Origin of the sequence: Blastococcus sp. DSM 46786 (assembly GCF_900109665.1) — a bacterium.
Classification (GTDB): domain Bacteria; phylum Actinomycetota; class Actinomycetes; order Mycobacteriales; family Geodermatophilaceae; genus Blastococcus; species Blastococcus carthaginiensis.
Map to the genome: position 1 here is coordinate 40,337 of NZ_FOAO01000001.1, position 24,319 is coordinate 64,655.

Genomic DNA, 24,319 nt, shown 5'->3' on the forward strand with positions numbered 1-24,319 from the left:
CCAGCCTGCCAAGCCGCCCGGAGCAGGTCAGTCCCGGCTCGCCGACGGATCGTCCTCGACGTCGAACGCGTCGTCGCCGTAGCCGCTGTCGGGCTCCTCCGCGGCCGCCCGGCCGCGCCGCACCAGCCACGGCTGCAGGTGGTCGTAGCCGCGCACGGACACCCGCCGCAGCGGCCGGACCCGGTAGTCGGCGAGCGGGCGCAACCGGTCGGCGAGGTCGCGGTCGACCAGCAGCGCGCCGGGACGGGCCAGCGAGGTCAGCCGGCTGGCCAGGTTCACCACCGGCGAGTAGACGTCGCCGAGGCGGGTCAGGACCGCGCCGTACGCCGCCCCGACCCGCAGCGGCGGGCGGTCGTCGGCCGCCCACGCGTCGGGGAGCTCGAGCCCGATGTCCGCGGCGTCGGTGGCCGACCGCGCGGTGAACAGGACGCCGTCCCCGACCGTCTTCACCACCCGGCCGTGGTGCCGGGCGATCACCTCGGCGGCGGTGCTCTCGAAGTCCTCCACCATCGCGCCCAGCTCGCGGCCGCCCATGCCCCGGCTCCGCGAGGTGTAGCCCACCAGGTCGGCGAACCCGACCGCGAGCTCGCGCCGGTCGCCCGGACCGGTGGCCGCGAGCAGCCGGTCGACGTTGGCCACGAGGTGCCGCCGCCAGACGTAGTCCTGCACCTCGCGCAGCCGGGGCAGCAGCGCCTGCGCGGCGGCCACCGCCCGCTCCGTGGTCGCGGCCGGGTCCTCGCCGGGCTGCGCCCCGCGGAGCAGCGCGTCGGCCAGCATGTCGGTCTGCCAGTCGGCGAGCCGGGACAGCGACTGACCCATCGCCCGGGCGATGGAGGCCTCGCTGTCGGCGTCGACGAAGCCGGAGTCGATGAGCGTCGAGAGCACCCCGAGGGCGGCGATGTCGGCGTCGGTGAAGGCCGGGTCGTCGTCGGCGGCGTCGGGGAAGCCGAGGGCCCGCCACAGCCGCTGGGTCCGCTCCGGTGGCATCCCGGCCATCCGGCCGACCTCGAGCCGGGTGTACCGGCGGGGGCCGTCGAGCAGCAGCCGCTCCAGCGCCTCGCGGGCGCCGAGGTCGGGGCCCGCCCCGGGATCGTCCATGCCCGTCGCGGACCTCAGCCCGTGGTGTGGACGATCAGCACGTCGCACTGCGACCTGCGGGAGGCGTCGGCCGGCACCGACCCGAGCAGCCGGCCCTTGATGCCGCTCAGACCGCGGTTGCCGACGACGAGCAGGTCCGCCTTCTCGCGGCGGACGACCTCGAGCAGCGTCTCGACCGGGGAACCCGTGACGGCCACGGTGCGCACGTCGCCGGCGCCCGCGGCGAGCGCGCGCTCGGCGGCGGTGCGCACGGTCTCCTCGGCGGGGTGGGACCCGACGACCTGGTACGCCTCGTCGCCGAGCACGTCCTGGGCACGGGCGAGCTCCCGGTCGTCGGCCTCCGCGGGGAGGTAGGCGCAGGCGACCACGAGCGTCGCGCCGCAGGCGCCGGCCAGGGCCCCGGCCCGCGCGACGGCGCGCAGCGAGGACTCCGACCCGTCGGTTCCGACGACGACCGTGGAATAGGCGTTGGCGGGCTCGCTCACGGCGCGCACTCTAGGGGACGCCGCGCTCCCGTGTGCCCGGGGTCACGTGCACGGGGCCGGGTGAACGGCAGACGACGTGCGCGCGCGGCCTCCCGGAACGCCACCCCGGTGCGCTTGGATGGTCGGGACACGGGCCACCAGACGAGGAGGAGCGACATCGCCACCCCCCACGCCCCCGCGACCGACCCCGTGCGGGTCGAGGTCCGGGGGCTCACCAAGTCCTTCGGTGCCGTACGGGCGGTGAGCGACCTCGGCTTCACCGTCGAGCCGGGCACGGTCACCGGGTTCCTCGGCCCCAACGGCGCCGGCAAGACGACCACGCTGCGCATGCTGCTCGGGCTGGTCCGCCCCGATGCCGGCACCGCCACGTTCAACGGCACCCCGTACACGTCGCTGCGGGAACCGGTCCGCACCGTGGGCGCGGTCCTGGAGACGGCGTTCCACCCGGCCCGCTCCGGCCGCAACCACCTGCGCGTCTACTGCCGCGCCGCCGGGTTGCCGGTGGAGCGCGCCGACGCGGTGCTGACCCAGGTCGGCCTGGCCGACGCCGGACGGCGGCGCGCCGGCGGCTACTCCCTGGGCATGCGCCAGCGGCTGGGGCTCGCGACGGCGCTGCTCGGCGACCCCTCCGTCCTGGTGCTCGACGAGCCGGCCAACGGGCTGGACCCGGAGGGCATCCAGTGGCTGCGCGGGTTCATCCGCCACCTCGCCCACGACCAGGGCCGCACGGTCCTGGTCTCCAGCCACCTCCTCTCCGAGGTGGAGCAGACCGTCGACCGCGTCGTCATCGTCGGCGCCGGGCGGCTGGTCCGCGAGGCCTCGATGGAGCAGCTCCGCTCGGGCGCCGAAGGGGGCGGCACGGTGCTGGTGCGCAGCCCGGAGATCGCTCGGCTGGCCGAGGTGCTGCGCGCCGACGGCATGACCGTCTCCCTCGACGGCGACTCCCTGACCGCCGCCGGCCGCACCACCGCCGAGATCGGCGCCCGCGCCTTCGCCGCCGGGGTGGAGCTGCACGAGCTGCGCTCGCGCACCAGCGGCCTGGAGGAGATCTACTTCCAGCTCACCGCCGGCCAGGAGCAGTACGCCGCCGGCGCGACGTCCCCGGAGGCCTCGCGATGACCCACCTGATCCGCGCGGAGTGGACCAAGCTCTTCACGACCAGGGTCTGGCTCGGCCTGCTGCTGGGCGCCTGCGTCATGGTGATCGGGTTCGCCGTCCTGCTCACCTCGTTCGCCGGGAACCCGGAGTCGGGCATCCCGGCCGTCGGCACGCCGCTCTACGAGGAGCTGGCGATGGCCAACGCGGTCAACGTCAACGTGCTGTTCCTCATCGTGGGCATCATCGGGATGACCCAGGAGTACCGGCACCGCACGGCCACCCCGACGTTCCTGACCACCCCGCGCCGCGGCAACGTCGTGATCGCCAAGCTGCTGGCCTACGCGCTGGCGGCCACGCTGTTCGCCCTGGTGGTGCTGGTCGTCAACTACGCGGCGGTCGCGGTCCACGCCGGCGTGCGCGGGGCGGCCCCTGCGCTCGACGCCGACAACCTGGCGACGCTGGGCCGCTCGGGGCTGGCCCTGGTCATCTACGCGGTCATCGGCGTGGGCCTCGGCGCGCTGCTGCGCAACCAGGTCGGGGCGATCGTCGGCGGCCTGGTCTACCTGTTCGTCATCGAGCCGGTCATCCGCTCGATCCCGGCCACCTCGGGGGCGTACAAGTGGATGCCCGGGGGTGCGCTCGAGGCGCTCACCGCGACCTTCGAGGGCCCCGACCTGCTCGAGGCCTGGCAAGGAGGCGCCCTGCTCCTCGGCTACGGTCTCCTGGCGGCCCTGCTGGGCACCTTCCTCGCGGTCCGCCGCGACATCGCCTGAGGCGGCCGGGGCTCCCCCACGACCCCTGCACCGGCCGAGCAGCACGCGCCGGGCAGCCCCGAACGCAGAACGGAGAACGCGTGACCACTCGCATGACCGTCCAACGACTCGGCCGGCTGATCGTCGACGGCGAGACCGATGCCGTCCGGTCGGCGATCGCCGAATCGCCGCAGCTGGTCCAGGGCTCCGTCGAACGGGAGGGACAGGGCGGCTGGACGCCCCTGCACCTGGCGGTCGCCTGCGACCGGGTCGAGATCGTGCGCGTCCTCGCCGCGGCCGGCGCGGACCTCACCGCGCGCACCGACCAGCACCGCACGCCGCTGCACGTGGCCCTCGAGCACGCACCCGATCTGGTGCCGGTGCTGGTGGAGCTAGGCGCGGTCATCGACGCCCCCAGCGCGGCCTACCTCGACGACGTCGACCGGCTGACCGGCGAGCTGGACGACGGCGCGCCGCTGACCGACCCCGCCACCGGGGTCGACCTGCTCGCGTGGGCCGCCTTCGGCGGGGCGGCCGGCGCCGCCCGCCAGCTGCTGGACCGGGGCGCCGACGCCGACGGGGGCGCGCTGCACGCGGCCACCGCCGGCGGCAGCGCGGAGCTGGTCCGCCTGCTCCTGGACGCCGGCGCCGACGTCGACCGCCGGGACCCGGACACCGGCCGCACCCCGCTGCACACCGCCGTGGCGGCGGGGGCGGCGGGCGATGCACCGGAGATCGTCCGGGCGCTCCTGGACGCCGGAGCGGACGTCAACGCCACGACGCACGACGGCGCCAGCGCGCTCGACATCAGCCGCGTGGCGGCGGCCCGGCACCGGCGGGCGGACGAGGACCAGGCCAGCGGCAACGACGCCCTGGCCGAGCTCCTCGTCGCCCGTGGCGCCACCCACTGACCCCCGGGTGGCGCGGGCGCGCGGATCCCGCTCTGCACCCGGTCGGCGAACCGGCACGGGCGTAGACTCGACACCCGGTCCAGCGACGCGCCCCTCAGACGCAGCCCCGAGACGAAGAAGGCACTCGACCCCGTGTCAAGCGTGAGTTCATCCCGACCGTCGTCCACCTCGTCCCCGGTCGCCGGGTTCGGCACCAACGAGTGGCTGGTCGAGGAGATGTACCAGCAGTTCCTCGCCGACCCGTCCAGCGTCGATCAGGCGTGGCACGAGTTCTTCGCCGACTACCGCCCCGGTCCGCCGGCCGGTGGCGACCGGGAGCAGGCCTCCTCGGGGAACGCGGCACCCGCGGCGCCGACCGCGGAGAAGCCGGCCGCGGAGAAGCCCGCCGGGGACAAGCCGGCCGCGGGCAAGCCGGCCCCGGCCTCCCCCGCGCCCGCGGCCCCCGCCGCGGGGAAGCCCGACGTCCAGCGCCCGGCCGCCGGGTCCCAGCCGACGGGGAGCTCGCCCGTGCAGAAGACCGACCAGCCCGCCGCCCCTGCCGCCAAGGCCGCGCCCAAGCTCCCGGTCGCGGACGGCTCGCAGTCCCCGCTGCGGGGCGCCGCTGCGGCGGTGGTCAAGAACATGAACGCCTCGCTGACCGTGCCGACGGCGACCAGCGTGCGTGCGGTGCCGGCCAAGCTGCTGGCCGACAACCGCATCGTCGTCAACAACCACCTGGCCCGCGCGCGCGGCGGCAAGATCTCCTTCACGCACCTGATCGGCTACGCGCTGGTCCGGGCGCTGGACTCGTTCCCGAACATGAACAGCGCCTTCGCCGAGGTCGACGGCAAGCCGGTGCTCGTGCAGCCCGAGCACGTCAACTTCGGGCTGGCCATCGACCTGCCCAAGCCCGACGGCTCGCGCTCGCTGGTGGTCGCCTCCATCAAGGGCGCCGAGGAGATGGACTTCGCCGGCTTCTGGGCCGCCTACGAGGACATCATCCGGCGGGCCCGGAACAACAAGCTGACGATGGAGGACTTCTCCGGCACCACGATCAGCTTGACCAACCCCGGCACGATCGGCACCAACCACTCCGTGCCGCGGCTGACCGCCGGCCAGGGCGCGATCATCGGCGTGGGTGCCATGGAGTACCCGGCCGAGTTCCAGGGGATGAGCCCCGAGGTGCTCACCGAGATGGGCGTCTCGAAGATCATCACGCTCACCTCGACCTACGACCACCGGATCATCCAGGGCGCCGAGTCCGGCGACTTCCTGCGCAAGCTCCACTCGCTGCTGCTGGGCGAGGACGGCTTCTACGACGAGGTCTTCCGCTCGCTGCGGATCCCCTACGAGCCGGTGCGCTGGATGCCGGACGTGCGGATCACGCGCGAAGGGCAGATCGACAAGGAAGCCCGGGTCATCGAGGTCATCGAGTCCTACCGGCGCAACGGCCACCTCATGGCCGACACCGACCCGCTCGAGTTCAAGGTCCGCACCCACCCCGACCTGGACATCCTCCAGCACGGGCTGACGCTGTGGGACCTCGACCGGAAGTTCCCGGTCGGCGGGTTCGCCGGCGAGCGGCTCATGGCGCTGCGGGACATCCTCGGCGTGCTGCGCAACTCCTACTGCCGCACCGTCGGCGTGGAGTACATGCACATCACCGATCCCGAGGAGCGCGAGTGGCTCCAGGAGCGGATCGAGATCAAGCACGCGCAGCCCGACCGCGAGAAGCAGAAGCACGTGCTCGGCCGGCTCAACGCCGCCGAGGCGTTCGAGACCTTCCTGCAGACCAAGTACGTCGGCCAGAAGCGCTTCAGCCTCGAGGGCGGGGAGTCGGTCATCCCGATCCTCGACGAGGTGCTGATCGCCGGCACCGACCACGGCCTGGACGAGGTCGCCATCGGCATGGCCCACCGCGGCCGGCTCAACGTGCTCGCCAACGTGCTCGGCAAGAGCTACGCCAAGATCTTCGGCGAGTTCGAGGGCAACATCGACCCCGGCACCGTCCAGGGCTCCGGTGACGTGAAGTACCACCTCGGCGCCACCGGCACGTTCCGCAACCCGTTCCGCACCGACGCCGAGATCGCCGTCTCGCTGGCCAGCAACCCCAGCCACCTGGAGACGGTGAACCCGGTCCTCGAGGGCATCGTCCGGGCCAAGCAGGACATGATCGACAAGGGCGAGCAGGGCTTCACGGTGCTCCCGGTCCTCCTGCACGGCGACTCCGCGTTCGCCGGCCAGGGCGTGGTCCAGGAGACGCTGAACCTCTCCCAGTTGCGCGGCTACCGCACCGGCGGCACCGTGCACGTGGTCATCAACAACCAGGTCGGCTTCACCACGAGCCCGGGTTCGGCGCGCTCGACGCTCTACTCGACCGACGTCGCCCGCATGGTCAACGCCCCGATCTTCCACGTGAACGGCGACGACCCCGAGGCCTGCGTGCGGGTGGCGCGGCTGGCGGTCGAGTACCGGCAGCAGTTCAAGAAGGACGTCGTCATCGACCTCGTCTGCTACCGCCGCCGCGGGCACAACGAGGGCGACGACCCCTCGATGACCCAGCCGCAGATGTACGACATCATCGACCGCAAGCGCTCGGTCCGAAAGCTCTACACCGAGGCGCTGGTCGGCCGCGGCGACATCACGCTCGAGGAGGCCGAGGAGGCCCTCAAGGACTACCGCGGCCAGCTCGAGCGGGCGTTCGCCGAGACGCACGACGCGCAGGACTCCTCCAAGCCCGAGCCGGTCATGGACCCGCGCACGCCGCAGGAGTCCACGGTGCAGACGGCGATCACGCAGGAGGTCCTCAAGACCATCGGTGACTCGCACGTCTCCTTCCCGCCGGACTTCACCCCGCACCCCAAGCTGCAGAAGATGCTGGAGAAGCGGGCTGCGATGGCCAGCGAGGGCGGCATCGACTGGGCCATGGGCGAGCTGCTGGCCTTCGGGTCGCTGCTGGCGGAGGGCGTGCCGGTCCGGCTGGCCGGGCAGGACTCCCGCCGCGGGACGTTCGTGCAGCGCCACTCGGTGCTCATCGACCGCGAGAACGGATCGGAGTACACGCCGCTGGCCAACCTCACCGAGGACCAGGCCAAGTTCTTCGTCTACGACTCGTTGCTGAGCGAGTACGCAGCCGTGGGCTTCGAGTACGGCTACTCGGTGGCCAATCCCCAGGCCCTGGTGCTCTGGGAGGCCCAGTTCGGCGACTTCGTCGACGGCGCCCAGATGGTCATCGACGAGTTCATCAGCTCCGGCGAGGCCAAGTGGGGCCAGCGCTCGGGCGTCGTCCTGCTGCTGCCGCACGGCATGGAGGGCCAGGGGCCCGACCACTCCAGCGGCCGGATCGAGCGGTTCCTGCAGCTGTGCGCCGAGAGCAACATGACCGTCGCCAACTGCACGACGCCCGGCAACTACTTCCACCTGCTCCGCCGCCAGGCGCTGTCGGACGTGCACCGGCCGCTGGTCGTCTTCACGCCGAAGTCGCTGCTGCGGGCGAAGGCGGCGGTCAGCCCGGTCGCGGACTTCACCGAGGAGAGCTTCCGCCCGGTGCTGCCCGACGCCGGCGTCGGTGGCGAGCCGCTGGAAGGCTCCGCGGTGAAGCGCGTGCTCCTCTGCAGCGGCAAGGTCGCCTACGACCTGATGGCCCAGCGGGAGAACGAGGGCATCGCCGACACCGCGATCGTCCGGGTCGAGCAGCTCTACCCCCTGCCGGCCGAGCAGATCCGCGCCGAGCTCGAGCGCTACGCGGAGGCCGCGGACGTGGTCTGGGTGCAGGAGGAGCCGGCGAACATGGGCGCCTGGCAGTTCATGGCGGTCAACCTGCCGGAGGAGCTGCCCGAGGGCCGGAAGCTCCGGCGGGTCAGCCGGCGCGCGTCGGCGAGCCCGGCGGTCGGCTCGGCGAAGGTGCACGAGGTCGAGCAGCGCAAGCTGGTCGCCGACGCCTTCGCGGACCGCCAGGCCGGCTGACCGCCCGCACGACCACCGACGCCCGGCCCCCGACCACCTCGGGGGCCGGGCGTCGTAGGTTCTCCGGCATGTACTTCACCGACCGGGGCCTGGAAGAACTGGCCGAACGGCGGGGCGGGGAGCAGGTCACCCTCGCCTGGCTCGCCGACCAGATGCAGGCGTTCGTCGACCAGCACCCCGACTTCGAGGTGCCCGTCGAGCGGCTGGCCACCTGGCTGGCCCGCGGCGGCACGGACGACGACGACCTCGACGACTGAGCGCAGTCCGCGCGCTCCAGTGCGACGAACTCGTGGCCCTCACCCGCTGATCGCCACGATTTCGTCGCACTGAACGGATCGCCGGACGGTCCGCGAGCCTGCGCCACCGCGCGCTTCGCAGGAGGCACGCTCCGTAGGTGCTCGGTCACTCCCACGCGCTCTCCGGTCTCGCCGCCGGCGCCGCGACGCTGCCGTGGGCCCCCGTGCAGGGTGCGGTCGGCCAGGCAGCCTGGGTGGCCGCCGTCGGCGGGTTCGCGATGCTCCCCGACCTCGACCACCGAAACTCCACGGTGTCGGACATGTGGGGGCCCGTCACCGACGTGCCCGCCGGCGCGATCGGGGCGCTGTCGGGCGGGCACCGCTGGGGCACCCACGACGCCGTCCTCGCCCCGCTCGCGTTCGGCGCGCTGGCCGTGGCGGCCTCCGGCGCGTTCTGGTCCAGCTTGCTCCTGATGGCGCTGGCCATCGGGCTCGCGCTGCGGGCGCTGCACTTCGTCATCCCGGGGCGCACCGAGACGACGATCCTGGGCAACCTCGTGCTCTCCTGGGGCGGCGCCTGGCTCCTGCTGGACCACACGGGCACCCCGTCCTGGCTGCCCTGGGCGGTGGCCGCCGGCGTGCTGACCCACGTCGTCGGCGACGCCATCACCACCGCCGGGGTACCGGTGCCGCTGCTCTGGCTGGTCAAGCGCAAGCGCCTGGCGCTGTCCCCCATCCGCACCGGCGCCACCGTGGAGAAGGTCGCGCTGGTGCCGCTGTTCGTCGTCGCCACCGTCGTGTTCACCTACACCAACACCGAGCTGCACACGGCGCTGGACCCGCTGGTGGACCGGCTGCGCAGCTCGGGCTGAGACTGAGCCCGCTCACGGGCGCGGATCCGTGCGCGTCCAACCGCGGTCGTCGCGCCGGGCACCCTGACCGGCGCGGCAGCGGCGGCACACCGACTGCACCTCTTCCGCGTGCCGCCCCGACTCCGGCTGCACGTCCGGCCAGCCGACGTGCGGGAAGCGGGTGAGGCGCGACCGGTTCAACGACAGCCCGCAGACCGTCTCGTTGCGCCCGCGCTCCCACGCGTGCACCTCCCCGGCGGGGTACCGGATCCCGTCGTCGGGGTCGACCCACTGGTCCGTCGCGGCCACCGCCGCCCTGCCCGCTGCCATGGGCGCACCCGTACCCGCGACCGGGCGCCGGGGTAAACCGGTCGCCGCGGACCCGCTCGCACCGCAGAATCCTGGTGGTGGAGAGACTCTCGGACAAGCTGCTGAACTGGGCCAGCATCCTCGACGACGAGACCCGCCGGCAGGCCGAGCGCACCGCCTCCCTCGACATCGTCGACCCCCACGTCGCCCTCATGCCGGACGCCCACCTGGGCAAGGGCGCCACCGTGGGCTCGGTGCTGCCCACCCGGCGGGCGATCATCCCGGCGGCGGTCGGCGTCGACATCGGCTGCGGCATGATCGCCGTCCGCACGCCCTGGTCGGTGGGCGAGGTGCGCGCCCGCGGCCCGCTCGCGCCGCTGCGCGGCGACATCGAGCGCGCCGTCCCGCTGTCGGCGGGCCGGTACAACAAGAAGCTGACCGAGACCGCCCGCCGCCGGGTCGCCGAGCTCGAGGCGACGGCCGAGGAGCTCGGCGACCGCGTCCTGCACTCGGTGACGACGACGGCGCCGAACTGGGCGCTGCAGCTGGGTAGCCTCGGATCCGGGAACCACTTCGTCGAAGTGACCGCCGATGAGCAGGACCGCGTCTGGCTCTTCCTGCACTCGGGCAGCCGCGGGGTGGGCAACAAGACCGCCCAGAGGCACATCGCGGTCGCGCAGGACCGGGCTCGCCGGGACGGCCTGGATCTGCCCGACCGCGACCTCGCCTGGCTGGACGAGGGCACCCCGGAGTTCGACCGCTACATCGCCGAGCTGCAGTGGGCGCAGCACTTCGCGCTGCTCAACCGCGAGGAGATGATGGACCGGGTCGCCGACGCCCTGGCCCGGCACATGCGCGCCGACGCGACGCCCCGGCTGGAGCAAGTCAACTGCCACCACAACTTCACCCAGCTCGAGCGCCACTTCGGCGAGGAGCTGTGGGTGTCCCGCAAGGGCGCCATCCAGGCGGAGAAGGGGCAGGCCGGGCTCATCCCGGGCTCGATGGGGACGGCCAGCTACGTGGTCGCCGGCCTGGGCAACGCGGAGTCGTTGAACAGCTCCCCGCACGGCGCCGGCCGGGTGTACTCGCGGTCGAAGGCCCGCAAGACCTTCACGCGGGCCCAGCTCGAGGAGTCGATGCGCGGCATCGAGTGGCGGCACAGCGACGCCTTCCTCGACGAGATCCCCGCGGCGTACAAGGACGTCGACGTCGTCATGGCCGACGCCACCGACCTGGTGGAGGTGCGGCACACGCTGCGCCAGCTGGTGAACGTGAAGGGCGACTGAACCGCTACGGTGCGGATCTTGTGACTGCCGTCTCATCGAGCACCCACCTGTCCCGGGGCACGCACCTGGGCTACGCCACGGGCTCGATCGGGACGGCGGCCTTCGGCACGGTCCCCGGGCTGCTGCTCCTGTACTACCTGACCGACGTTCTGGGCGTCGCCGCGGGGATCGCCGGGCTGGTGGTCTTCGCACCCAAGGCCTGGGACGTGCTGCTCAACCCGTGGATCGGCAGCCGCTCGGACCGCACCGAGAGCCGCTGGGGGCCCCGCCGGCCGTGGATGCTGGCCGGCGGGGTCGCCCTTCCCCCGCTGTTCGTGCTGGTGTTCGCGGGCCCCGGAGCCCCGCCGGCGGCGGCCGCGGCCTGGGTGGCGGCCACCTTCCTGCTCGCCGCCACCGCGTACGGGTGTTTCCAGGTGCCCTACGTCGCCCAGCCGGCGGAGATCACCGACGACCCCGACGAACGGTCGACGCTGATGTCCTGGCGGGTCGCCGCCCTCGCGGTGGGCATCCTGCTCGCCGGTGCGGGAGCGCCCGCCGTCGTCGACGCCTTCGGGGACGGCCGAGGCGGCTACCTCGCCATGTCTGTGTTCGTCGCCGCACTGTTGGCCCTGGGCATGCTCGGGGCCGTCGTCGGCACCCGGAACGCACCGACGCTGACGCGGGTGCGCAGCGAGGGCCGGCTCGGCGCCACCCTGCGCCTGGCGTGGCGCTCCCGGCCCTTCCGGGTGCTGCTCACCGGCTTCGTCGTCCAGGCCCTCGGCATCGGCGTGATGCTGGCCGGGGTGCCGTACTACTCCGAGCAGGTGCTCGGCGACCCGGCCGCGGGCACGCTGCTGTTCGCCGCGCTGGTCGGCCCGGCGATCCTCGTCATGCCGGTGTGGCTGCGGGTGGGCCGCCGGGCCGGCAAGCGGGCCGGGCTGCTCGCCGCGTCGCTGCTGTTCACCGGGGCGGCGGGCGCGCTCGCCGTCGTCCCCGAGGGCGGCACGGGTGCGGCGGTCGCCCTCGTGGCGCTGGTCGGCGTCGGCTACGCGGGCATGCAGATGTTCCCGCTGGCGATGCTGCCCGACGTCATCGCCGCCGACGAGGCCTCCTCCGGCGCGCGCCGGGCGGGCGTCTTCACCGGCGTCTGGACGGCGGCCGAGACCCTGGGCCTCGCCATCGGGCCGGGCCTGCTCGGCGGCCTGCTCGCCCTCGCGGGCTACGTCTCCTCCACCGGCGACGAGGTGGTGGCGCAGTCGGGCGGCGCCGTCCTCGCCGTGCGGGTCGGCTTCACCCTCGTCCCCGCGCTGTTCGTGCTCGCCAGCCTGCCCGTGCTCGCCCGCTACCGGCTCGACGCCGTGCCCACCCAGGAGGTCCCCGCGTGACGCCCCAGGACGTGCTCGCCGAGCTGACCGCGCTGCAGCGCGACGACGTGCCCACCCACGGCGGGGCGACGATGGCCTACGTCTACGACTCCGGGCGCACCGAGGTCGACGAGCTCGCCGCGGCCGCGCAGGCCGCGTTCCAGTGGACCAACGCCCTCGATCCGACCGCCTTCCCCAGCGTCGCCCGCATCGAGAACGACCTCGTCGGCGCCGCGCTCGAGCTGCTGGGCGGCGGGCCGGACGCCGTCGGGACGCTCACCAGCGGAGGTACGGAGAGCTGCGCGCTCGCCGTGCTCGCCGCCCGCGAGCAGTGGCGCGCCCGCGGCGGCACCGGGCGGCCCCGGATGCTGCTGCCCGTGACGGCCCACGCCGCGTTCCGCAAGGCCGCGCACCTGTTCGGCGTCGAGGTCGTGGACATCCCCGTCGACCCGGAGACCTGCCGCGCCGACCCTTCGGCGGTGGTGCGGCAGCTGGACGAGCGCACGGTGCTGGTGGTCGTCAGCGCGCCGTCCTACCCGCACGGCGTGCTGGACCCGGTGGGCCGGATCGCGGGGCTCGCGGCCGGTGCCGGCGTCCCCTGCCACGTGGACGCCTGCATCGGCGGGTGGGTGCTCCCCTTTCTCGACGACGTCCCCGAGCCCTTCGACCTCTCCGTGCCGGGGGTGACGTCGCTGTCGGTGGACCTGCACAAGTACGGCTACGCACCCAAAGGCGTGTCGGTCCTGCTCACCGCCACCCCGGAGCTGCGGCACGCGCACTGGTTCGCGACCGCCGGCTGGCCCGGCTACCCCGTGGTCAACCCGACCCTGGCCGGCACCCGGCCCGCCGGTGCCATGGCGGCCGCCTGGGCGGTGCACCGCTGGTTGGGCACCGACGGGTACCGGGACCTGGCGTGCCGGGCCCGGGAGGCCACGGCCCGGCTCGCGTCGGGCGCCGCCGGCATCGACGGGCTCCGGGTGGTCGGCCGGCCGGTGGCGACGCTGGTCGCCCTGGCCGCGAACGGCCCCGACGGCGTCGACGTGCTCCACCTCGCCGACGAGATGACGGCGCGCGGCTGGCTGCTGCAGCCGCAGCCACCCTTCGCCCAGGACGGCGGCGACCTGCCGGCCACCCTGCACCTCACCGTCACGGCCGCCACCGCGGACCGGGTGGAGGCCCTGCTCTCCGATCTCCGCGACGCCGCGCGGGCGGCGGCCGCCCTCCCCCGCCCCGTGCCCGACCCCGGGCTGGTGGCCGCGGCGGCCACGATCGACCCGGCGGCGCTGTCGGTGGCCGAGGTCGAGGCGCTCCTGGAGCTGGCCGGCGTCTCCGGCGGATCGCTGCCCGAGCGGATGGCACCGGTGCATGCCCTGGTGGCCGCCCTCCCCCGGCCGGTCGCCGAGCGGCTGCTGGCCGGTGTGCTGGGCCGGGTCTACCGCCCCGCGCTCAGCGGGTGACGCCCTGCTCCCGGGCGCAGGCGGCCACGGCCTCGGCGACGGCGGTCGCGACCCGACGGTCCAGTGGGCTGGGCACGATGTAGTCGGCGCGCACCTCGTCGCCGACGACGCCGGCGATCGCGGCCGCCGCGGCGAGCTTCATCTCCTCGGTGATGCGCGTTGCCCCGGCGTCGATGGCGCCGCGGAAGACGCCCGGGAAGGCGAGCACGTTGTTGATCTGGTTGGGCAGGTCGCTGCGGCCGGTGGCGACGACGGCGGCGTACCTCGCGGCCATCTCCGGGTCCACCTCGGGCGTCGGGTTGGCGAGGGAGAAGACGATGCAGTTCTCGGCCATCGAGGCGATCGCCGCCTCGGGCACGGAACCACCGGAGACGCCGAGGTAGACGTCGGCCCCCTCGAGCGCGGACACCATGGTGCCGGCGAACCCGGTCGGGTTGGTGTTCTCGACCAGCCACTGCTTGGTGCCCGTGACCTCGCGGCCCGCGTGCAGGACGCCCTGCGAGTCCGCGACGGCGATCTCCCCCACGCCCGCCTCGAGCAGGATCTTGGTGCAGGCGACGCCGGCCGCCCCGGCGCCGGAGACGACGACCCGCAGGTCGCCCAGCTCGCCGCCGACCACCGCGGCGGCGTTGCGCAGCGCGGCGAGGACCACGATCGCCGTCCCGTGCTGGTCGTCGTGCATGACCGGGATGTCCAGGCGCTCGCGCAGCCGGGCCTCGATCTCGAAGCAACGGGGGGCGCTGATGTCCTCCAGGTTGATGCCCCCGAACGACGGCGCGATCGCCGCGACCGTCTCGACGATCTCGTCCACGTCGGTGGTGGAGAGCACGATCGGCACCGACGAGAGCCCGGCGAACTCGCTGAACAGGCAGGCCTTGCCCTCCATGACCGGCAGCGAGGCGGTCGGCCCGATGTCCCCGAGGCCGAGCACCGCGGTGCCGTCGGAGACGACGGCGACGACGCGGGGCGCCCAGGTGAACCGGCGGGCGAGGTCGGGCTCGGCGGCGATCGCGCTCGAGACCCGGGCGACCCCCGGGGTGTAGGTGAGGGCGAGGTCGGCGATCGAGGCGATGGAGCGGGTCGAGGACACGGAGAGCTTGCCGCCCTCGTGCACCGCGAACGCCGGGTCGTGGGCGAATCGGTCGGTGCCGACGTGGTCCCCGGAGGCCGGATTTCCGCTCATGGGCACAGCAGCGTAATCCCGGCCGGAGACCGCGCTGTCGCTACGGTGCGCTCGTGGAGATCCGCGAGCTCGCCGTGCCCGACAGTTACGTGATCGACCTGACACCGCACGGGGACACGCGGGGCCGTTTCACGGAGTGGTACCGCGCCGACCTGTTGTCCCACGCAGTGGGACACCCGCTGACCCTCGCCCAGGCCAACCACAGCGTCTCGACCGCGGGCGTGCTGCGCGGCGTGCACTTCGCGCTCGTGCCCCCCGGTCAGGCCAAGTACGTCTACTGCCCCGCCGGGCGGGTGCTCGACGTCGTCGTCGACGTCCGGGTCGGCTCGCCGACGTTCGGCGCGCACGACAGCGTGCTGCTCGACAGCGAGCGGCCGCGGGCGGTGTACCTCGCCGAGGGGCTGGGGCACGCCTTCCTCGCCCTGGCCGACGGCAGCTCGGTCACCTACCTGGTGTCCTCGGCCTACGACCCCGGGCGCGAGTTCGGCATCTCCCCGCTGGACCCCGACCTCGCCCTGCCGTGGCCCGCCGACGTCGCGCTGGAGCTGTCGGCCAAGGACCGCGCCGCCCCCACCCTCGACGAGGCGCGGCAGCAGGACCTGCTGCCCACGATGGAGCAGTCCGCGCAGCGGTACGCGGAGCTACGCGGGGCCTGAGCCGGGGCCCGGGGGCGCCGACGGCAGCCCACCCGGGCGCGGCCACAGCCGGCCGACCACCCGGCCCACGACGACGGCGGCCCCGAAGGCGCGGCTGTCGTCGGCCACGAACGGGCTGTCCCCTTCGACCCAGTGCCCGCCCTCGACGGTGCGCCGTACCCGCTTGACCACCAGCAGCTCCGGGCGGGCCGGGAACCGGGCCAGGACGACGTCGCCCTCGCGCACCGCCGCACCGGGCCTCAGCCGGCGGACGAGCAACCGGTCACCGTGGCGGACGGTGGGCGACATCGACGGGCCGCTCACCCGGGCCAGCACCCAGCGCGCCGCCAGCCCGGGGAGCTCTTCCGGACCGCGACCGCTCGACGTGTTCGCGCTGATCACCGCGGGTAGGGTCGCAGAAGATCCATCCCCACGAACTCGGAGGCACCCCCATGCGTCTGTTCCGCATGTTCTCCGCCGTGGAGGCCACCGCGCACTGCGACCTCCCCTGCGGCGTCTACGACCCGGCCCAGGCCCGCATCGAGGCGGAATCGGTCAAGGGCATCCAGGAGAAGTACCAGGGCAACGACGACCCGGTGTTCCGGCAGCGCGCCGTCCTGATCAAGGAGCAGCGGGCCGACCTGGTCAAGCACCACCTGTGGGTGCTGTGGACCGACTACTTCAAGCCGCCGCACTTCGAGAAGTACCCGCAGCTGCACGAGCTGTTCAACAAGGCCACCAAGCAGGCCGGCGGCACCGCGTCGAAGCAGAGCATGGACCCCGCCGAGGGCCAGAAGCTGCTCGACTACATCGCCGAGATCGACAAGATCTTCTGGGAGACGAAGGCCGCGGCCTGAACGAGGACCTGCAGCTCACCGGCCGGCGCCCCTCGCGGGTGCCGGCCGGTGGCGTCTCGGGGCACGGGACGTCCCGGCCGCCGCACGCGGCGTTGCTCCCCAGGCGGCCAGGACCGCGGCGCAGGTGGCCGGTGAAGGGTCGACGCGCCGCGCACCGTCAACGCCCGGCGCCCGACGAGGCCCTGCGCACCGATGAGTTCGCGGTCCCGGTCCGGTCTCCAGTTCCGAAGTCCCCGACCCGAGGAGCGATCATGGCCGTCCGGCTCAACCCCTACCTGCACTTCGCCGGCGACGCCCGCGCCGCGATGGAGTTCTACCTCTCCGTCCTCGGCGGGGAGCTGGAGGTGATGACCTTCGGCGACGCCGGCGGCGGGGGCGGCGAATACCCGGACGACGGCGTCATGCACGCCTACCTCCGCACCGACGCCGGCCTGGAGCTCATGGCCTCCGACGGGCACGACCCGCAGGCGGGCGGACCGGACAAGGTCTCGTGCTCCCTCTCCGGCGACGACACCGAGACCCTCACCCGGTGGTTCGAGGGGCTCGGGGCGGGCGGCACCGTGGACGTGCCGTTCGAGAAGCAGATGTGGGGGGACACGTTCGGGCAGGTCACCGACCGGTTCGGCGTCCGCTGGCTGGTGAACGCCGCCACACCCGCCTCCTGAGCCCCGGGCGTCGTCGCGGGGCCCGGCGGTCCGACGACGACGCGGCCCCCGCCCTACCGCCACCGGTAGCGTGGGGGCCACCATGCGCATCGACCCCGCCGGCTGGCCCTTCATCGCCGGCCCGCTGACCCCGGCCGCCCTGCTCGCCGCGGGAGCCCGGGTCACGGGCCGCCGCTGGCCACGCCTGGCCGCCTGGCCCCTGCTCGGACTGTCCGCCTACATGGCGGTCTTCTTCCGCGACCCCGACCGGCGGTGCGACACCACGCCCCCCGGCCCGGACGACGTCCTCTCCCCCGCCGACGGCGTCGTCATGGTCGCCGGCGAACCGCAGGAGGGCGTCGCGCCCGGCGGCGCCCCCGAGGGTGGCTGGCAGCAGGTGAGCGTCTTCCTCTCGGTGGTCGACGTGCACGTGAACCGCTCGCCCTACCGCGGCGAGGTCGTGGAGAGCTCCTACCGCAAGGGCAGCTTCCTGGCGGCCTACCGCAAGGAGTCGGCGCACCGCAACGAGCGCAGCGAGCTCCGGCTCCGCGACGGCGACCGCACGGTGGTCTTCCGGCAGATCGTGGGCGTGCTGGCGCGCCGGATCGTGACCCGCACCGGGGTCGGCCGCTCGCTGGCGACGGGGGAACGGATGGGGCTGATGAAGTTCGGCTCGCGCATGGACGTGTTCGTGCCGCGCGAGTGCACCATCACCGTGACGGCGGGACAGCGCGTGCGGGGCGGCGAGACCGTCATCGCCCGCTGGCCCGCCACCCGCTGAGGCCCCCGGTGCCGACACGGCGCACGGCCACCGTGGAGTTCGTGCGGGGTTCGGTGCGCGGTACCCGCCGGCGGGCGCTGGCCACCCTGCCCAGCCTGTTCACCCTCGGCAACATGATGTGCGGCTTCGCCGCGATCCTGGTCTCCATCCGCGGCCAGTACACCCTGGCCGCGGTGCTGATCGGGCTCTCGGTGCTGTTCGACATCACCGACGGCGCCGTCGCCCGGCTGGTGGGGGCGGTGACCCCCTTCGGCCTGCAGTTCGACTCGCTCGCCGACCTGGTGTCCTTCGGTCTGGCGCCGGCGCTGCTGGCCTTCACGTTGTTCTCCGAGGGCCGCGACGAGTGGGACCCGCTGGGCTGGGTGGTCTGCTTCCTGTGGGTGGCGTGCGCGGCGATCCGGCTCGCCCGGTTCAACACCACGATCGACCCCACCGCCGACAAGCGGTACTTCACCGGCATGCCGAGCCCCGGTGCCGCGGGCGTCGTCCTCGCGTCGGTGTTCGCCTTCGGCGACGACATGCAGGGCCGCGACCGGCTCTGGGTGCTGCTGGTCGTCGCCGTCCCGGCGGTGCTGATGGTCACCAACATCCGGTTCCGCTCCTTCCGGTCGCTGGTCAGCCCGAAGAGCGGCCGCCCGTACGGCCTGGTCGCCACCGCGGTGCTGCTGGTGATCGGCTTCGCGCTGTTCCCCGTCGTCACCGGCTGCGTGCTGGCCTACGGCTACCTGCTGGCCCCGGTCCTGGTGCCGGTGCTCTCCCCGTTGGGCCGGCTGGTGCCCACCCGGCTGAAGGAGGCGCTCTCGTGAGCGTGCGACCGGTCCGCCCCGAGGACGTCCCCGCCGTCGTGGGCCTGGTGCGCGAGCTCGCCGAGTACGAGCGGGCGCTGCACGAGGTCCGGCTCACCGAAGAGCAGCTCACCGCCTGCCTGTTCGGCGACTCCCCCGCCCTCTTCGGCCACGTCGCTGTGGCTGATGACGGGGTGGCCCCCGGCGAGGTCGTCGGCACCGCGCTGTGGTTCCTCAACTTCTCCACCTGGCGCGGCACGCACGGGGTGTACCTCGAGGACCTCTACGTGCAGCCGCGGCACCGGGGCGCCGGCCTGGGCAAGGAGCTGCTGCGCACGCTGGCGCAGGTGTGCGTCGAGCGCGGCTACTCCCGGCTGGAGTGGTCGGTGCTGGACTGGAACACGCCGTCGATCGAGTTCTACCGGGCCGCCGGCGCCGTCCCGATGGACGAGTGGACCGTGTTCCGCCTCACCGACGACGCGCTCGCCTCGTTCGCCTCCGCCGACCGATCCTGACCGCGCGGCGCTAGCGTTCGTCCCGTGACCACCGAGCGCGGACCGATCGAGTGCTGGCTGACCGACATGGACGGCGTCCTCGTCCACGAGGGGAACGCCCTGCCCGGCGCCAAGGAGTTCCTCGACCGGCTGGTCGAGCGGCGGCGGCGGTTCCTCGTGCTCACCAACAACTCCATCTTCACGCCGCGCGACCTGGCGGCCCGGCTCAGCCGCACCGGCCTGCTCGTGCCCGAGGAGGCGATCTGGACCTCGGCGCTGGCGACCGCGGACTTCCTCGCCACGCAGCTGCCCGGCGGCTCGGCGTACGTCATCGGCGAGGCCGGGCTCACCACCGCGCTGCACGAGGTCGGGTACGTCATGACCGACACCGACCCGGACTACGTCGTCCTCGGGGAGACGCGCACGTACTCGTTCGAGGCGATCACCCGGGCGATCCGGCTGGTGGGCAACGGCGCACGGTTCATCGCGACCAACCCCGACGTCACCGGCCCCTCCCCCGAGGGCCCGCTCCCGGCGACCGGTTCGGTGGCCGCGATGATCACCGCGGCGACCGGCGCGAAGCCCTACTTCGTCGGAAAGCCGAACCCGATGATGTTCCGCAGCGCGATGAACCGGATCGAGGCGCACTCCGAGTCCACGATGATGGTCGGGGACCGGATGGACACCGACGTCGTCGCCGGCATCGAGGCCGGGCTGGAGACGGTGCTGGTGCTCTCCGGCTCGACCGCGGCGCACGAGGTGAGCCGCTTCCCGTTCCGCCCGAGCCGGGTCTGCGACTCGATCGCGGACGTGATCGACCTGGTGTGAGGAGCTCGCCCGGGGTTCAGCTGTCCTCGTAGGCCAGGCGCGAGTCGGGCGCGGCCAGCAGGTAGAGCACCGCCGCGACCGAGGCCAGGATCGGCAGCCCGATCAGCGGCTGCTGGGCCGAGAAGGCGAACGTGAAGCCGGTCAGCCCCAGGAACAGCTGCAGGGCCACCACGGGCCCGCGAGCCCAGGCGGCCACCCGCCAGAGCCCTCGTGCGGCGGCCAGGAGGACGCCCGCGGCCAGCGCTGCCAGCACCACCTCGGCGACGGCGCGCGGCACGCTCTCCGGGTTCCCCGTCAGCGTGAGGTAGAGCAGCACCAGCGCCCCGACGGCGAGGACCACGCCTTCCAGCGCGACCACGAGCGCCGCCCGGCGCAGCGACGGCGGCGCCGGCGTCACCGGCTCGGCCGGGCGCGGCGCCGGCTGCGCCGCCGTGGCACCGAACAGCCGGTCGGCGAGGCGACGGGGCGGCGGGGCGGGTGTGCCGCGATCCTCGGTCACGACGGCGAGACTACGCGGCCGGGCGCTGCTCCCGGTCCGCGCCGGCTTCCTCCCACGTGCCCGGTGACCCGCTGGTTAGCCTGGCGGCATGCGCGCGCTCGTGGTCGTCAACCCTGCGGCCACGACCACCACCGCCAAGATGCGCAACGTGCTCGTCGGCGCCCTCGCCAGCGAGCTGAAGGTCGACGTCGCCGAGACCACGCACCGCGGGCACGGCCACGAGTTGGGCGCCCGGGCCACCGCCGACGGCATCGACGTCGTCGTCGCGCTCGGGGGCGACGGCACGGTCAACGAGGTGGTCAACGGTCTCCTCGCCCAGGGGCCCGGGCCGGGCGTGCCCGCGCTGGCGGTCGTGCCCGGTGGGTCGACCAACGTGTTCTCCCGGGCCCTCGGCCGGTCGCGGGACCCGGTGGAGGCGACCGCGGAGATCCTCGCCTCGCTGCGTGCCGGCCGGACCCGCTCGGTCTCGCTGGGCACCGCGAGCGCCACCGGCACCAGCACCGCGGCGGTCACCGGGGTGGCGCCGGCGGCGGCGGAGGCGGTCGCCCGGGCCGACGCCGACGCCGACGGCCCGGGGTGGACCGATCCCCGCTGGTTCGTGTTCGCCGCGGGCTTCGGGTTCGACGCCGAGGTCATCGCCCGGGTCGAGGCACACCGCGCCCGGGGACGGAGGTCGACCGGCGCCCTCTACGTCCGGGAGGGCACCAGTGCGTTCCTGTTCGGCCGCGAGCGGCGCCGGCCGGCGATGACCCTCCAGGTGCCGGGTCAACCGCCCGTGGAGCAGCTGTTCCTCTGCCTGGTCTCCAACGTCAGCCCCTGGACCTACCTGGGAGCCCGCCCGGTGAACCCGACACCGCAGGCCTCCTTCGACACCGGGCTGGACGTCTTCGCCCTGGGACGCACCGGCACCGCCCGGATGCTGCGGGCACTGCGCCAGACCATGCGCCCCGAGCCCGACCTGCGCGGACGCGGCCTGCACCGGTGGCACGACCTCCAGGAGCTCACCGTGACGGCCGTGCGGCCGCAAGGCTGGCAGCTCGACGGCGACCACCTCGGCACCGCCACGGGGGTCCGGATCACGAACGTCCCGCACGCGCTGCGCGTCATCGCCTGAGCGGCATTTCTTCAAGCACCCGGGCGGTTTGTCCTCCTGCCGGGTGGCGGGCCTAGCACGGCCGTGGTGAGGTTGCTCACGCGGGGGTCAGCGCTGACCGCGTTTCCCTTGACAGGCGTCCGGCACGTGAAAACATCGCTGCTGGAACGCAACCTGCCGGTAACAACGCAGGCAGTCGCTGCCGCCATGGCGCTGGGTGACCGGTGTCGGCCCGGCGATGGCAGACCGAGCAAAGCGACTGACGCACGACCCACAGACGACATCGAGGAGTACAACGCCATGGACTGGCGCCACCGCGCGCTCTGCCGGGACGAGGACCCGGAGCTGTTCTTCCCGATCGGGACGACCGGCCCCGCACTCGTCCAGATCGAGCAGGCCAAGGCCGTGTGCCAGCGCTGCCCGGTGGTCTCGTCGTGCCTGGACTGGGCCCTGCGCTCGGGCCAGGACTCCGGTGTCTGGGGTGGGCTCTCCGAGGACGAGCGACGCGCGCTGAAGCGTCGGCAGGCTCGCACCCGGGTCCACACCGCCTGACCGCGGAGCACGACCGCGCCGCCGGCACACCCGGCGGCGACCGCACCACCGCAGTCGCACCGACCGCCACGAGGCCGGCCCGGGATCTCCCGGGCCGGCCTCGGCGCCGTCCGGGGGCCGGCACGCGGGTCAGCGCCGCGGCCAGGCGCTCCCGGGAAGTGTCAGCACGACCTCGGTGCCCGACCGGCCCTCCAGCGGACCCATCGTCAGGCTCCCGCCCAGCTCGCTGGTGACCAGCGTGCGCACGATCTGCAGCCCGAGCCCGTCGCTCGCAGCAGGGTCGAAGTCCGGCGGCAGCCCCTGGCCGTCGTCCCGGACCCGGACCCGGAGGTCCTCGCCGTCGCGCTCGGCGACCAGCTCGATGACCCCCGGCTCACCCTCGGGGAAAGCGTGCTCCGCCGCGTTGTGCAGCAGCTCGGTCACCGCCAGCACCAGCGGCGTCGCCGCGGCCGCGGGCAGCTCCCCGAACGAGCCGGTCCGCCGGGTGCGGGCCGCCGGCCCCACGCTGGTGAGGTCACCGAGCATCGGCAGCACCTGGTCCAGGACGTCGTCGACGTCGACCACGTCCTCCCGGCTGCCCGCGAGCGTCTCGTGCACCACGGCGATCGAGGCCACCCGGCGCACCGACTCCTCCAGCGCTGCCCGGGCCGCCGGCTCGGTCATCCTCCGGGCCTGCAGGCGCAGCAGCGCGGCGACCGTCTGCAGGTTGTTCTTCACCCGGTGGTGGATCTCCCGGATGGTCGCGTCCTTGGTCAGCAGCGCCCGGTCGCGCCGCCGGACGTCGGTCACGTCGCGGACCAGCACCAGCGCGCCGTGCTCGGCCCCGGGGGCCTGCAGCGGGAGGGCCCGCAGCAGCAGCGTCGCGCTGGCGCCCTCGACGTCGACGGGATCGAGGTAGCGCCCGCCGACCGCCGCGGTGATGCCCGCGGCCGCCGCCTCGCCGGCCACGCGGTCGGTCACCGCGCGGCACGTCACCTCCGCGAGGACGGCGCCGGCCAGGTCGCCGGCCACGCCGATGCGGCGGTACGCCGAGAGCGCGTTCGGGCTGGCGTAGGTGACCCGCCCGGCCCGGTCCAGGCGCACCAGCCCGTCGCCCACCCGGGGGCTCATCTCCGCGTCCTGCAGGGTGACCGGCGGGAAGGTGCCGGCGGAGACCATGAGGCAGAGGTCCGCGGCGATGTCGAGGTAGGTGAGCTCCAGCGTCGACGGCGACCTGGTCACCGCGAGGTTGGTGTCCTTCGCCAGCACGGCGATGCCCACGCCCTCGTGATGCACCGGGATGACCTCGCGGCGGCGCGGGGTCGCCCCCGACCGGTCCGGCTCCCCGTCGGTGACGGGCCGGGCCTCGCGGAGGGCCGCGGCGAACGGACGCGCTCCGTCGGTGTCCACCTCGACGCCGACCATGTCCTCCGGCCTGCTCGTCGGTGCGGTGAGCGGGCGCACCTGGGCCACGCACCACCACGATCCGGACGACTGCGGCACCCACAGCGTCAGGTCGGCGAAGGCCAGGTCGGCCAGCAGCTGCCAGTCGGCCACCAGGCGCCGGGCGTGGTCGATCTGGGCGGGGCTGGAGGCCGTTCCGCGGGTGAGGCGCTCCGAGAGGCTGCTCATGGTGCCCCGAGCCTAGGGCGCCTCCCCTCCCTCACCCCGAGCGGGCGAGGACGGCGTCCCTCCTAGCCTGGGGGCCGTGCTGCCCCTCTCCGCCGTCCGCATCGGACCGGCCCTCCCCGCCGACCACGACCGCATCGCCGCCCTCACCGTGCAGGTCTACGTGGACGGCGGGCTGGCGTCGGCGGGCTACGCGGCGGAACTGGCCGACGTGGCCCGGCGCGCGCGGGTGGCCGAGCTGCTGGTCGCCCGGGACGAGGCCGGCGAGCTGATCGGGAGCGTGGCCTTCGTGCCGGGGGGCGACTTCGGCGAGGTGCTGGAGTCCCCCGACGAGGCCGGCTTCCGCATGCTGGTGGTGGATCCGCGCGCGCGGGGGCGCGGCGTGGGCGCGGCCCTGGTGCACGAGTGCCTGACCCGGGCGCGCGAGGCGGGCCGGCGGCGCGTCGTCATCTCCACCGGCACCCGCATGACCGCGGCGCACCGGCTGTACGAGCGGCTGGGCTTCACCCGGCTGCCGGAGCGGGACTGGACGCCCGTCCCCGGCGTCGACCTGCTGGTCTACGCCCGCGAGGTCTGCTGACGGACCCCG

The 24,319-nt window shown here is 74.1% G+C and carries 26 protein-coding genes; 19 read left to right on the forward strand and 7 right to left on the reverse strand.

Annotated elements, in window-relative coordinates; translation table 11 throughout:
• Positions 1-27: 27 nt before the first annotated feature.
• A complete protein-coding gene (locus BMW62_RS00205; RefSeq protein ID WP_091928833.1) occupies positions 28-1,098 on the reverse strand; it encodes an adenylate/guanylate cyclase domain-containing protein in 1,071 nt (356 codons plus the stop codon).
• A gap of 14 nt (positions 1,099-1,112) precedes the next feature.
• Positions 1,113-1,583, reverse strand: coding sequence for a universal stress protein (locus tag BMW62_RS00210; RefSeq protein WP_091929134.1), 471 nt, complete (start codon positions 1,581-1,583; stop codon positions 1,113-1,115).
• Positions 1,584-1,823: 240 nt separating this feature from the next.
• On the opposite strand from BMW62_RS00210, the gene BMW62_RS00215 reads away from it, so the two are divergent.
• From BMW62_RS00215 to BMW62_RS00240, 6 genes are all read left to right on the forward strand, one after another.
• Entirely contained in the window at positions 1,824-2,702 is an 879-nt protein-coding gene (locus BMW62_RS00215) for an ATP-binding cassette domain-containing protein (protein WP_244523746.1), read from the forward strand.
• Positions 2,699-3,454 carry an ABC transporter permease gene (locus BMW62_RS00220; protein WP_091928834.1) on the forward strand — a complete coding sequence of 252 codons (756 nt, stop codon included), beginning with the start codon at positions 2,699-2,701 and terminating at the stop codon, positions 3,452-3,454. The genes BMW62_RS00215 and BMW62_RS00220 overlap by 4 nt, the downstream gene beginning before the upstream one ends.
• A gap of 80 nt (positions 3,455-3,534) precedes the next feature.
• Positions 3,535-4,344 carry an ankyrin repeat domain-containing protein gene (locus BMW62_RS00225; RefSeq protein ID WP_091928835.1) on the forward strand — a complete coding sequence of 270 codons (810 nt, stop codon included), beginning with the start codon at positions 3,535-3,537 and terminating at the stop codon, positions 4,342-4,344.
• Positions 4,345-4,485: 141 nt separating this feature from the next.
• Positions 4,486-8,289: a multifunctional oxoglutarate decarboxylase/oxoglutarate dehydrogenase thiamine pyrophosphate-binding subunit/dihydrolipoyllysine-residue succinyltransferase subunit gene (locus BMW62_RS00230; RefSeq protein ID WP_244523747.1), complete on the forward strand. Its 3,804-nt coding sequence runs from the start codon at positions 4,486-4,488 to the stop codon at positions 8,287-8,289.
• 68 nt (positions 8,290-8,357) lie between these two features.
• Positions 8,358-8,546: a DUF6104 family protein gene (locus BMW62_RS00235; RefSeq protein ID WP_091928837.1), complete on the forward strand. Its 189-nt coding sequence runs from the start codon at positions 8,358-8,360 to the stop codon at positions 8,544-8,546.
• Between the two features lie 137 nt (positions 8,547-8,683).
• Entirely contained in the window at positions 8,684-9,397 is a 714-nt protein-coding gene (locus BMW62_RS00240) for a metal-dependent hydrolase (RefSeq protein ID WP_091928838.1), read from the forward strand.
• 12 nt (positions 9,398-9,409) lie between these two features.
• Here BMW62_RS00240 and BMW62_RS00245 read toward each other — a convergent pair whose 3' ends face one another.
• Positions 9,410-9,706 carry a hypothetical protein gene (locus tag BMW62_RS00245; RefSeq protein WP_091928839.1) on the reverse strand — a complete coding sequence of 99 codons (297 nt, stop codon included), beginning with the start codon at positions 9,704-9,706 and terminating at the stop codon, positions 9,410-9,412.
• 77 nt (positions 9,707-9,783) lie between these two features.
• On the opposite strand from BMW62_RS00245, the gene BMW62_RS00250 reads away from it, so the two are divergent.
• The 3 genes from BMW62_RS00250 to BMW62_RS00260 are packed head-to-tail and all read left to right on the forward strand — an operon-like array spanning position 9,784 to position 13,771.
• A complete protein-coding gene (locus BMW62_RS00250) occupies positions 9,784-10,971 on the forward strand; it encodes an RtcB family protein (protein WP_091929136.1) in 1,188 nt (395 codons plus the stop codon).
• A 20-nt stretch (positions 10,972-10,991) separates the two neighbouring features.
• Positions 10,992-12,335: an MFS transporter gene (locus tag BMW62_RS00255; protein ID WP_091928840.1), complete on the forward strand. Its 1,344-nt coding sequence runs from the start codon at positions 10,992-10,994 to the stop codon at positions 12,333-12,335.
• The gene (locus BMW62_RS00260) at positions 12,332-13,771 is read left to right on the forward strand and encodes a pyridoxal phosphate-dependent decarboxylase family protein (protein ID WP_091928841.1); all 1,440 of its coding nucleotides are present in this window, start codon (positions 12,332-12,334) and stop codon (positions 13,769-13,771) included. Before BMW62_RS00255 ends, BMW62_RS00260 begins: the two co-directional genes overlap by 4 nt.
• Here the strand turns inward: BMW62_RS00260 and BMW62_RS00265 are convergent.
• The gene (locus BMW62_RS00265; protein WP_091928842.1) at positions 13,761-14,954 is read right to left on the reverse strand and encodes an NAD(P)-dependent malic enzyme; all 1,194 of its coding nucleotides are present in this window, start codon (positions 14,952-14,954) and stop codon (positions 13,761-13,763) included. The two genes, BMW62_RS00260 and BMW62_RS00265, sit on opposite strands and share 11 nt — an antisense overlap.
• A 53-nt stretch (positions 14,955-15,007) precedes the next feature.
• Here BMW62_RS00265 and rfbC point away from each other — a divergent pair, with 53 nt between their 5' ends.
• On the forward strand, positions 15,008-15,610 hold the full coding sequence (rfbC, locus tag BMW62_RS00270; protein ID WP_091928843.1) for a dTDP-4-dehydrorhamnose 3,5-epimerase family protein: 603 nt from the start codon (positions 15,008-15,010) through the stop codon (positions 15,608-15,610).
• On the opposite strand, the gene BMW62_RS00275 is transcribed toward rfbC, so the two are convergent.
• The gene (locus tag BMW62_RS00275; RefSeq protein WP_091928844.1) at positions 15,596-15,991 is read right to left on the reverse strand and encodes a S26 family signal peptidase; all 396 of its coding nucleotides are present in this window, start codon (positions 15,989-15,991) and stop codon (positions 15,596-15,598) included. The genes rfbC and BMW62_RS00275 overlap by 15 nt on opposite strands.
• Before the next feature lie 50 nt (positions 15,992-16,041).
• On the opposite strand from BMW62_RS00275, the gene sodN reads away from it, so the two are divergent.
• From sodN to BMW62_RS00305, 6 genes are all read left to right on the forward strand, one after another.
• Positions 16,042-16,446, forward strand: coding sequence for a superoxide dismutase, Ni (gene sodN / locus BMW62_RS00280; protein WP_091928845.1), 405 nt, complete (start codon positions 16,042-16,044; stop codon positions 16,444-16,446).
• Between the two features lie 251 nt (positions 16,447-16,697).
• A complete protein-coding gene (locus tag BMW62_RS00285) occupies positions 16,698-17,111 on the forward strand; it encodes a VOC family protein (protein WP_091928846.1) in 414 nt (137 codons plus the stop codon).
• A gap of 82 nt (positions 17,112-17,193) precedes the next feature.
• Positions 17,194-17,871, forward strand: a complete 678-nt coding sequence (locus BMW62_RS00290) for a phosphatidylserine decarboxylase (protein ID WP_091929137.1) — start codon at positions 17,194-17,196, stop codon at positions 17,869-17,871.
• 8 nt (positions 17,872-17,879) lie between these two features.
• Positions 17,880-18,677 (forward strand): CDP-diacylglycerol--serine O-phosphatidyltransferase, encoded by a 798-nt coding sequence (pssA, locus tag BMW62_RS00295; RefSeq protein ID WP_091928847.1) that lies wholly within the window; start codon positions 17,880-17,882, stop codon positions 18,675-18,677.
• Positions 18,674-19,171, forward strand: coding sequence for a GNAT family N-acetyltransferase (locus tag BMW62_RS00300; protein WP_091928848.1), 498 nt, complete (start codon positions 18,674-18,676; stop codon positions 19,169-19,171). The genes pssA and BMW62_RS00300 overlap by 4 nt, the downstream gene beginning before the upstream one ends.
• A 24-nt stretch (positions 19,172-19,195) precedes the next feature.
• The gene (locus tag BMW62_RS00305) at positions 19,196-19,978 is read left to right on the forward strand and encodes an HAD-IIA family hydrolase (protein WP_211434912.1); all 783 of its coding nucleotides are present in this window, start codon (positions 19,196-19,198) and stop codon (positions 19,976-19,978) included.
• Positions 19,979-19,994: 16 nt separating this feature from the next.
• Here the strand turns inward: BMW62_RS00305 and BMW62_RS00310 are convergent, their stop codons facing one another.
• Entirely contained in the window at positions 19,995-20,477 is a 483-nt protein-coding gene (locus BMW62_RS00310) for a hypothetical protein (protein ID WP_091928849.1), read from the reverse strand.
• An 88-nt stretch (positions 20,478-20,565) separates the two neighbouring features.
• On the opposite strand from BMW62_RS00310, the gene BMW62_RS00315 reads away from it, so the two are divergent.
• Both BMW62_RS00315 and BMW62_RS00320 read left to right on the forward strand, forming a co-directional pair.
• The gene (locus tag BMW62_RS00315) at positions 20,566-21,591 is read left to right on the forward strand and encodes a diacylglycerol/lipid kinase family protein (protein ID WP_091928850.1); all 1,026 of its coding nucleotides are present in this window, start codon (positions 20,566-20,568) and stop codon (positions 21,589-21,591) included.
• A gap of 279 nt (positions 21,592-21,870) precedes the next feature.
• Positions 21,871-22,122, forward strand: coding sequence for a WhiB family transcriptional regulator (locus BMW62_RS00320; RefSeq protein WP_091928851.1), 252 nt, complete (start codon positions 21,871-21,873; stop codon positions 22,120-22,122).
• A gap of 129 nt (positions 22,123-22,251) precedes the next feature.
• Here BMW62_RS00320 and BMW62_RS00325 read toward each other — a convergent pair whose 3' ends face one another.
• Entirely contained in the window at positions 22,252-23,733 is a 1,482-nt protein-coding gene (locus BMW62_RS00325; RefSeq protein ID WP_091928852.1) for a sensor histidine kinase, read from the reverse strand.
• 76 nt (positions 23,734-23,809) lie between these two features.
• On the opposite strand from BMW62_RS00325, the gene BMW62_RS00330 reads away from it, so the two are divergent.
• Positions 23,810-24,310 carry a GNAT family N-acetyltransferase gene (locus BMW62_RS00330; RefSeq protein ID WP_244523748.1) on the forward strand — a complete coding sequence of 167 codons (501 nt, stop codon included), beginning with the start codon at positions 23,810-23,812 and terminating at the stop codon, positions 24,308-24,310.
• Positions 24,311-24,319: the final 9 nt, after the last annotated feature.

Coding starts and splice junctions, on each gene's coding strand:
- BMW62_RS00290 (WP_091929137.1), top strand. CDS start 17,194: ATGCGCATCGACCCCGCCGGCTGGCCCTTCATCGCCGGCCCGCTGACC.
- BMW62_RS00245 (WP_091928839.1), bottom strand. CDS start 9,706: ATGGCAGCGGGCAGGGCGGCGGTGGCCGCGACGGACCAGTGGGTCGAC.
- BMW62_RS00315 (WP_091928850.1), top strand. CDS start 20,566: ATGCGCGCGCTCGTGGTCGTCAACCCTGCGGCCACGACCACCACCGCC.
- BMW62_RS00220 (WP_091928834.1), top strand. CDS start 2,699: ATGACCCACCTGATCCGCGCGGAGTGGACCAAGCTCTTCACGACCAGG.
- BMW62_RS00235 (WP_091928837.1), top strand. CDS start 8,358: ATGTACTTCACCGACCGGGGCCTGGAAGAACTGGCCGAACGGCGGGGC.
- BMW62_RS00265 (WP_091928842.1), bottom strand. CDS start 14,954: ATGAGCGGAAATCCGGCCTCCGGGGACCACGTCGGCACCGACCGATTC.
- BMW62_RS00320 (WP_091928851.1), top strand. CDS start 21,871: ATGGACTGGCGCCACCGCGCGCTCTGCCGGGACGAGGACCCGGAGCTG.
- BMW62_RS00325 (WP_091928852.1), bottom strand. CDS start 23,733: ATGAGCAGCCTCTCGGAGCGCCTCACCCGCGGAACGGCCTCCAGCCCC.
- sodN (WP_091928845.1), top strand. CDS start 16,042: ATGCGTCTGTTCCGCATGTTCTCCGCCGTGGAGGCCACCGCGCACTGC.
- BMW62_RS00205 (WP_091928833.1), bottom strand. CDS start 1,098: ATGGACGATCCCGGGGCGGGCCCCGACCTCGGCGCCCGCGAGGCGCTG.
- BMW62_RS00285 (WP_091928846.1), top strand. CDS start 16,698: ATGGCCGTCCGGCTCAACCCCTACCTGCACTTCGCCGGCGACGCCCGC.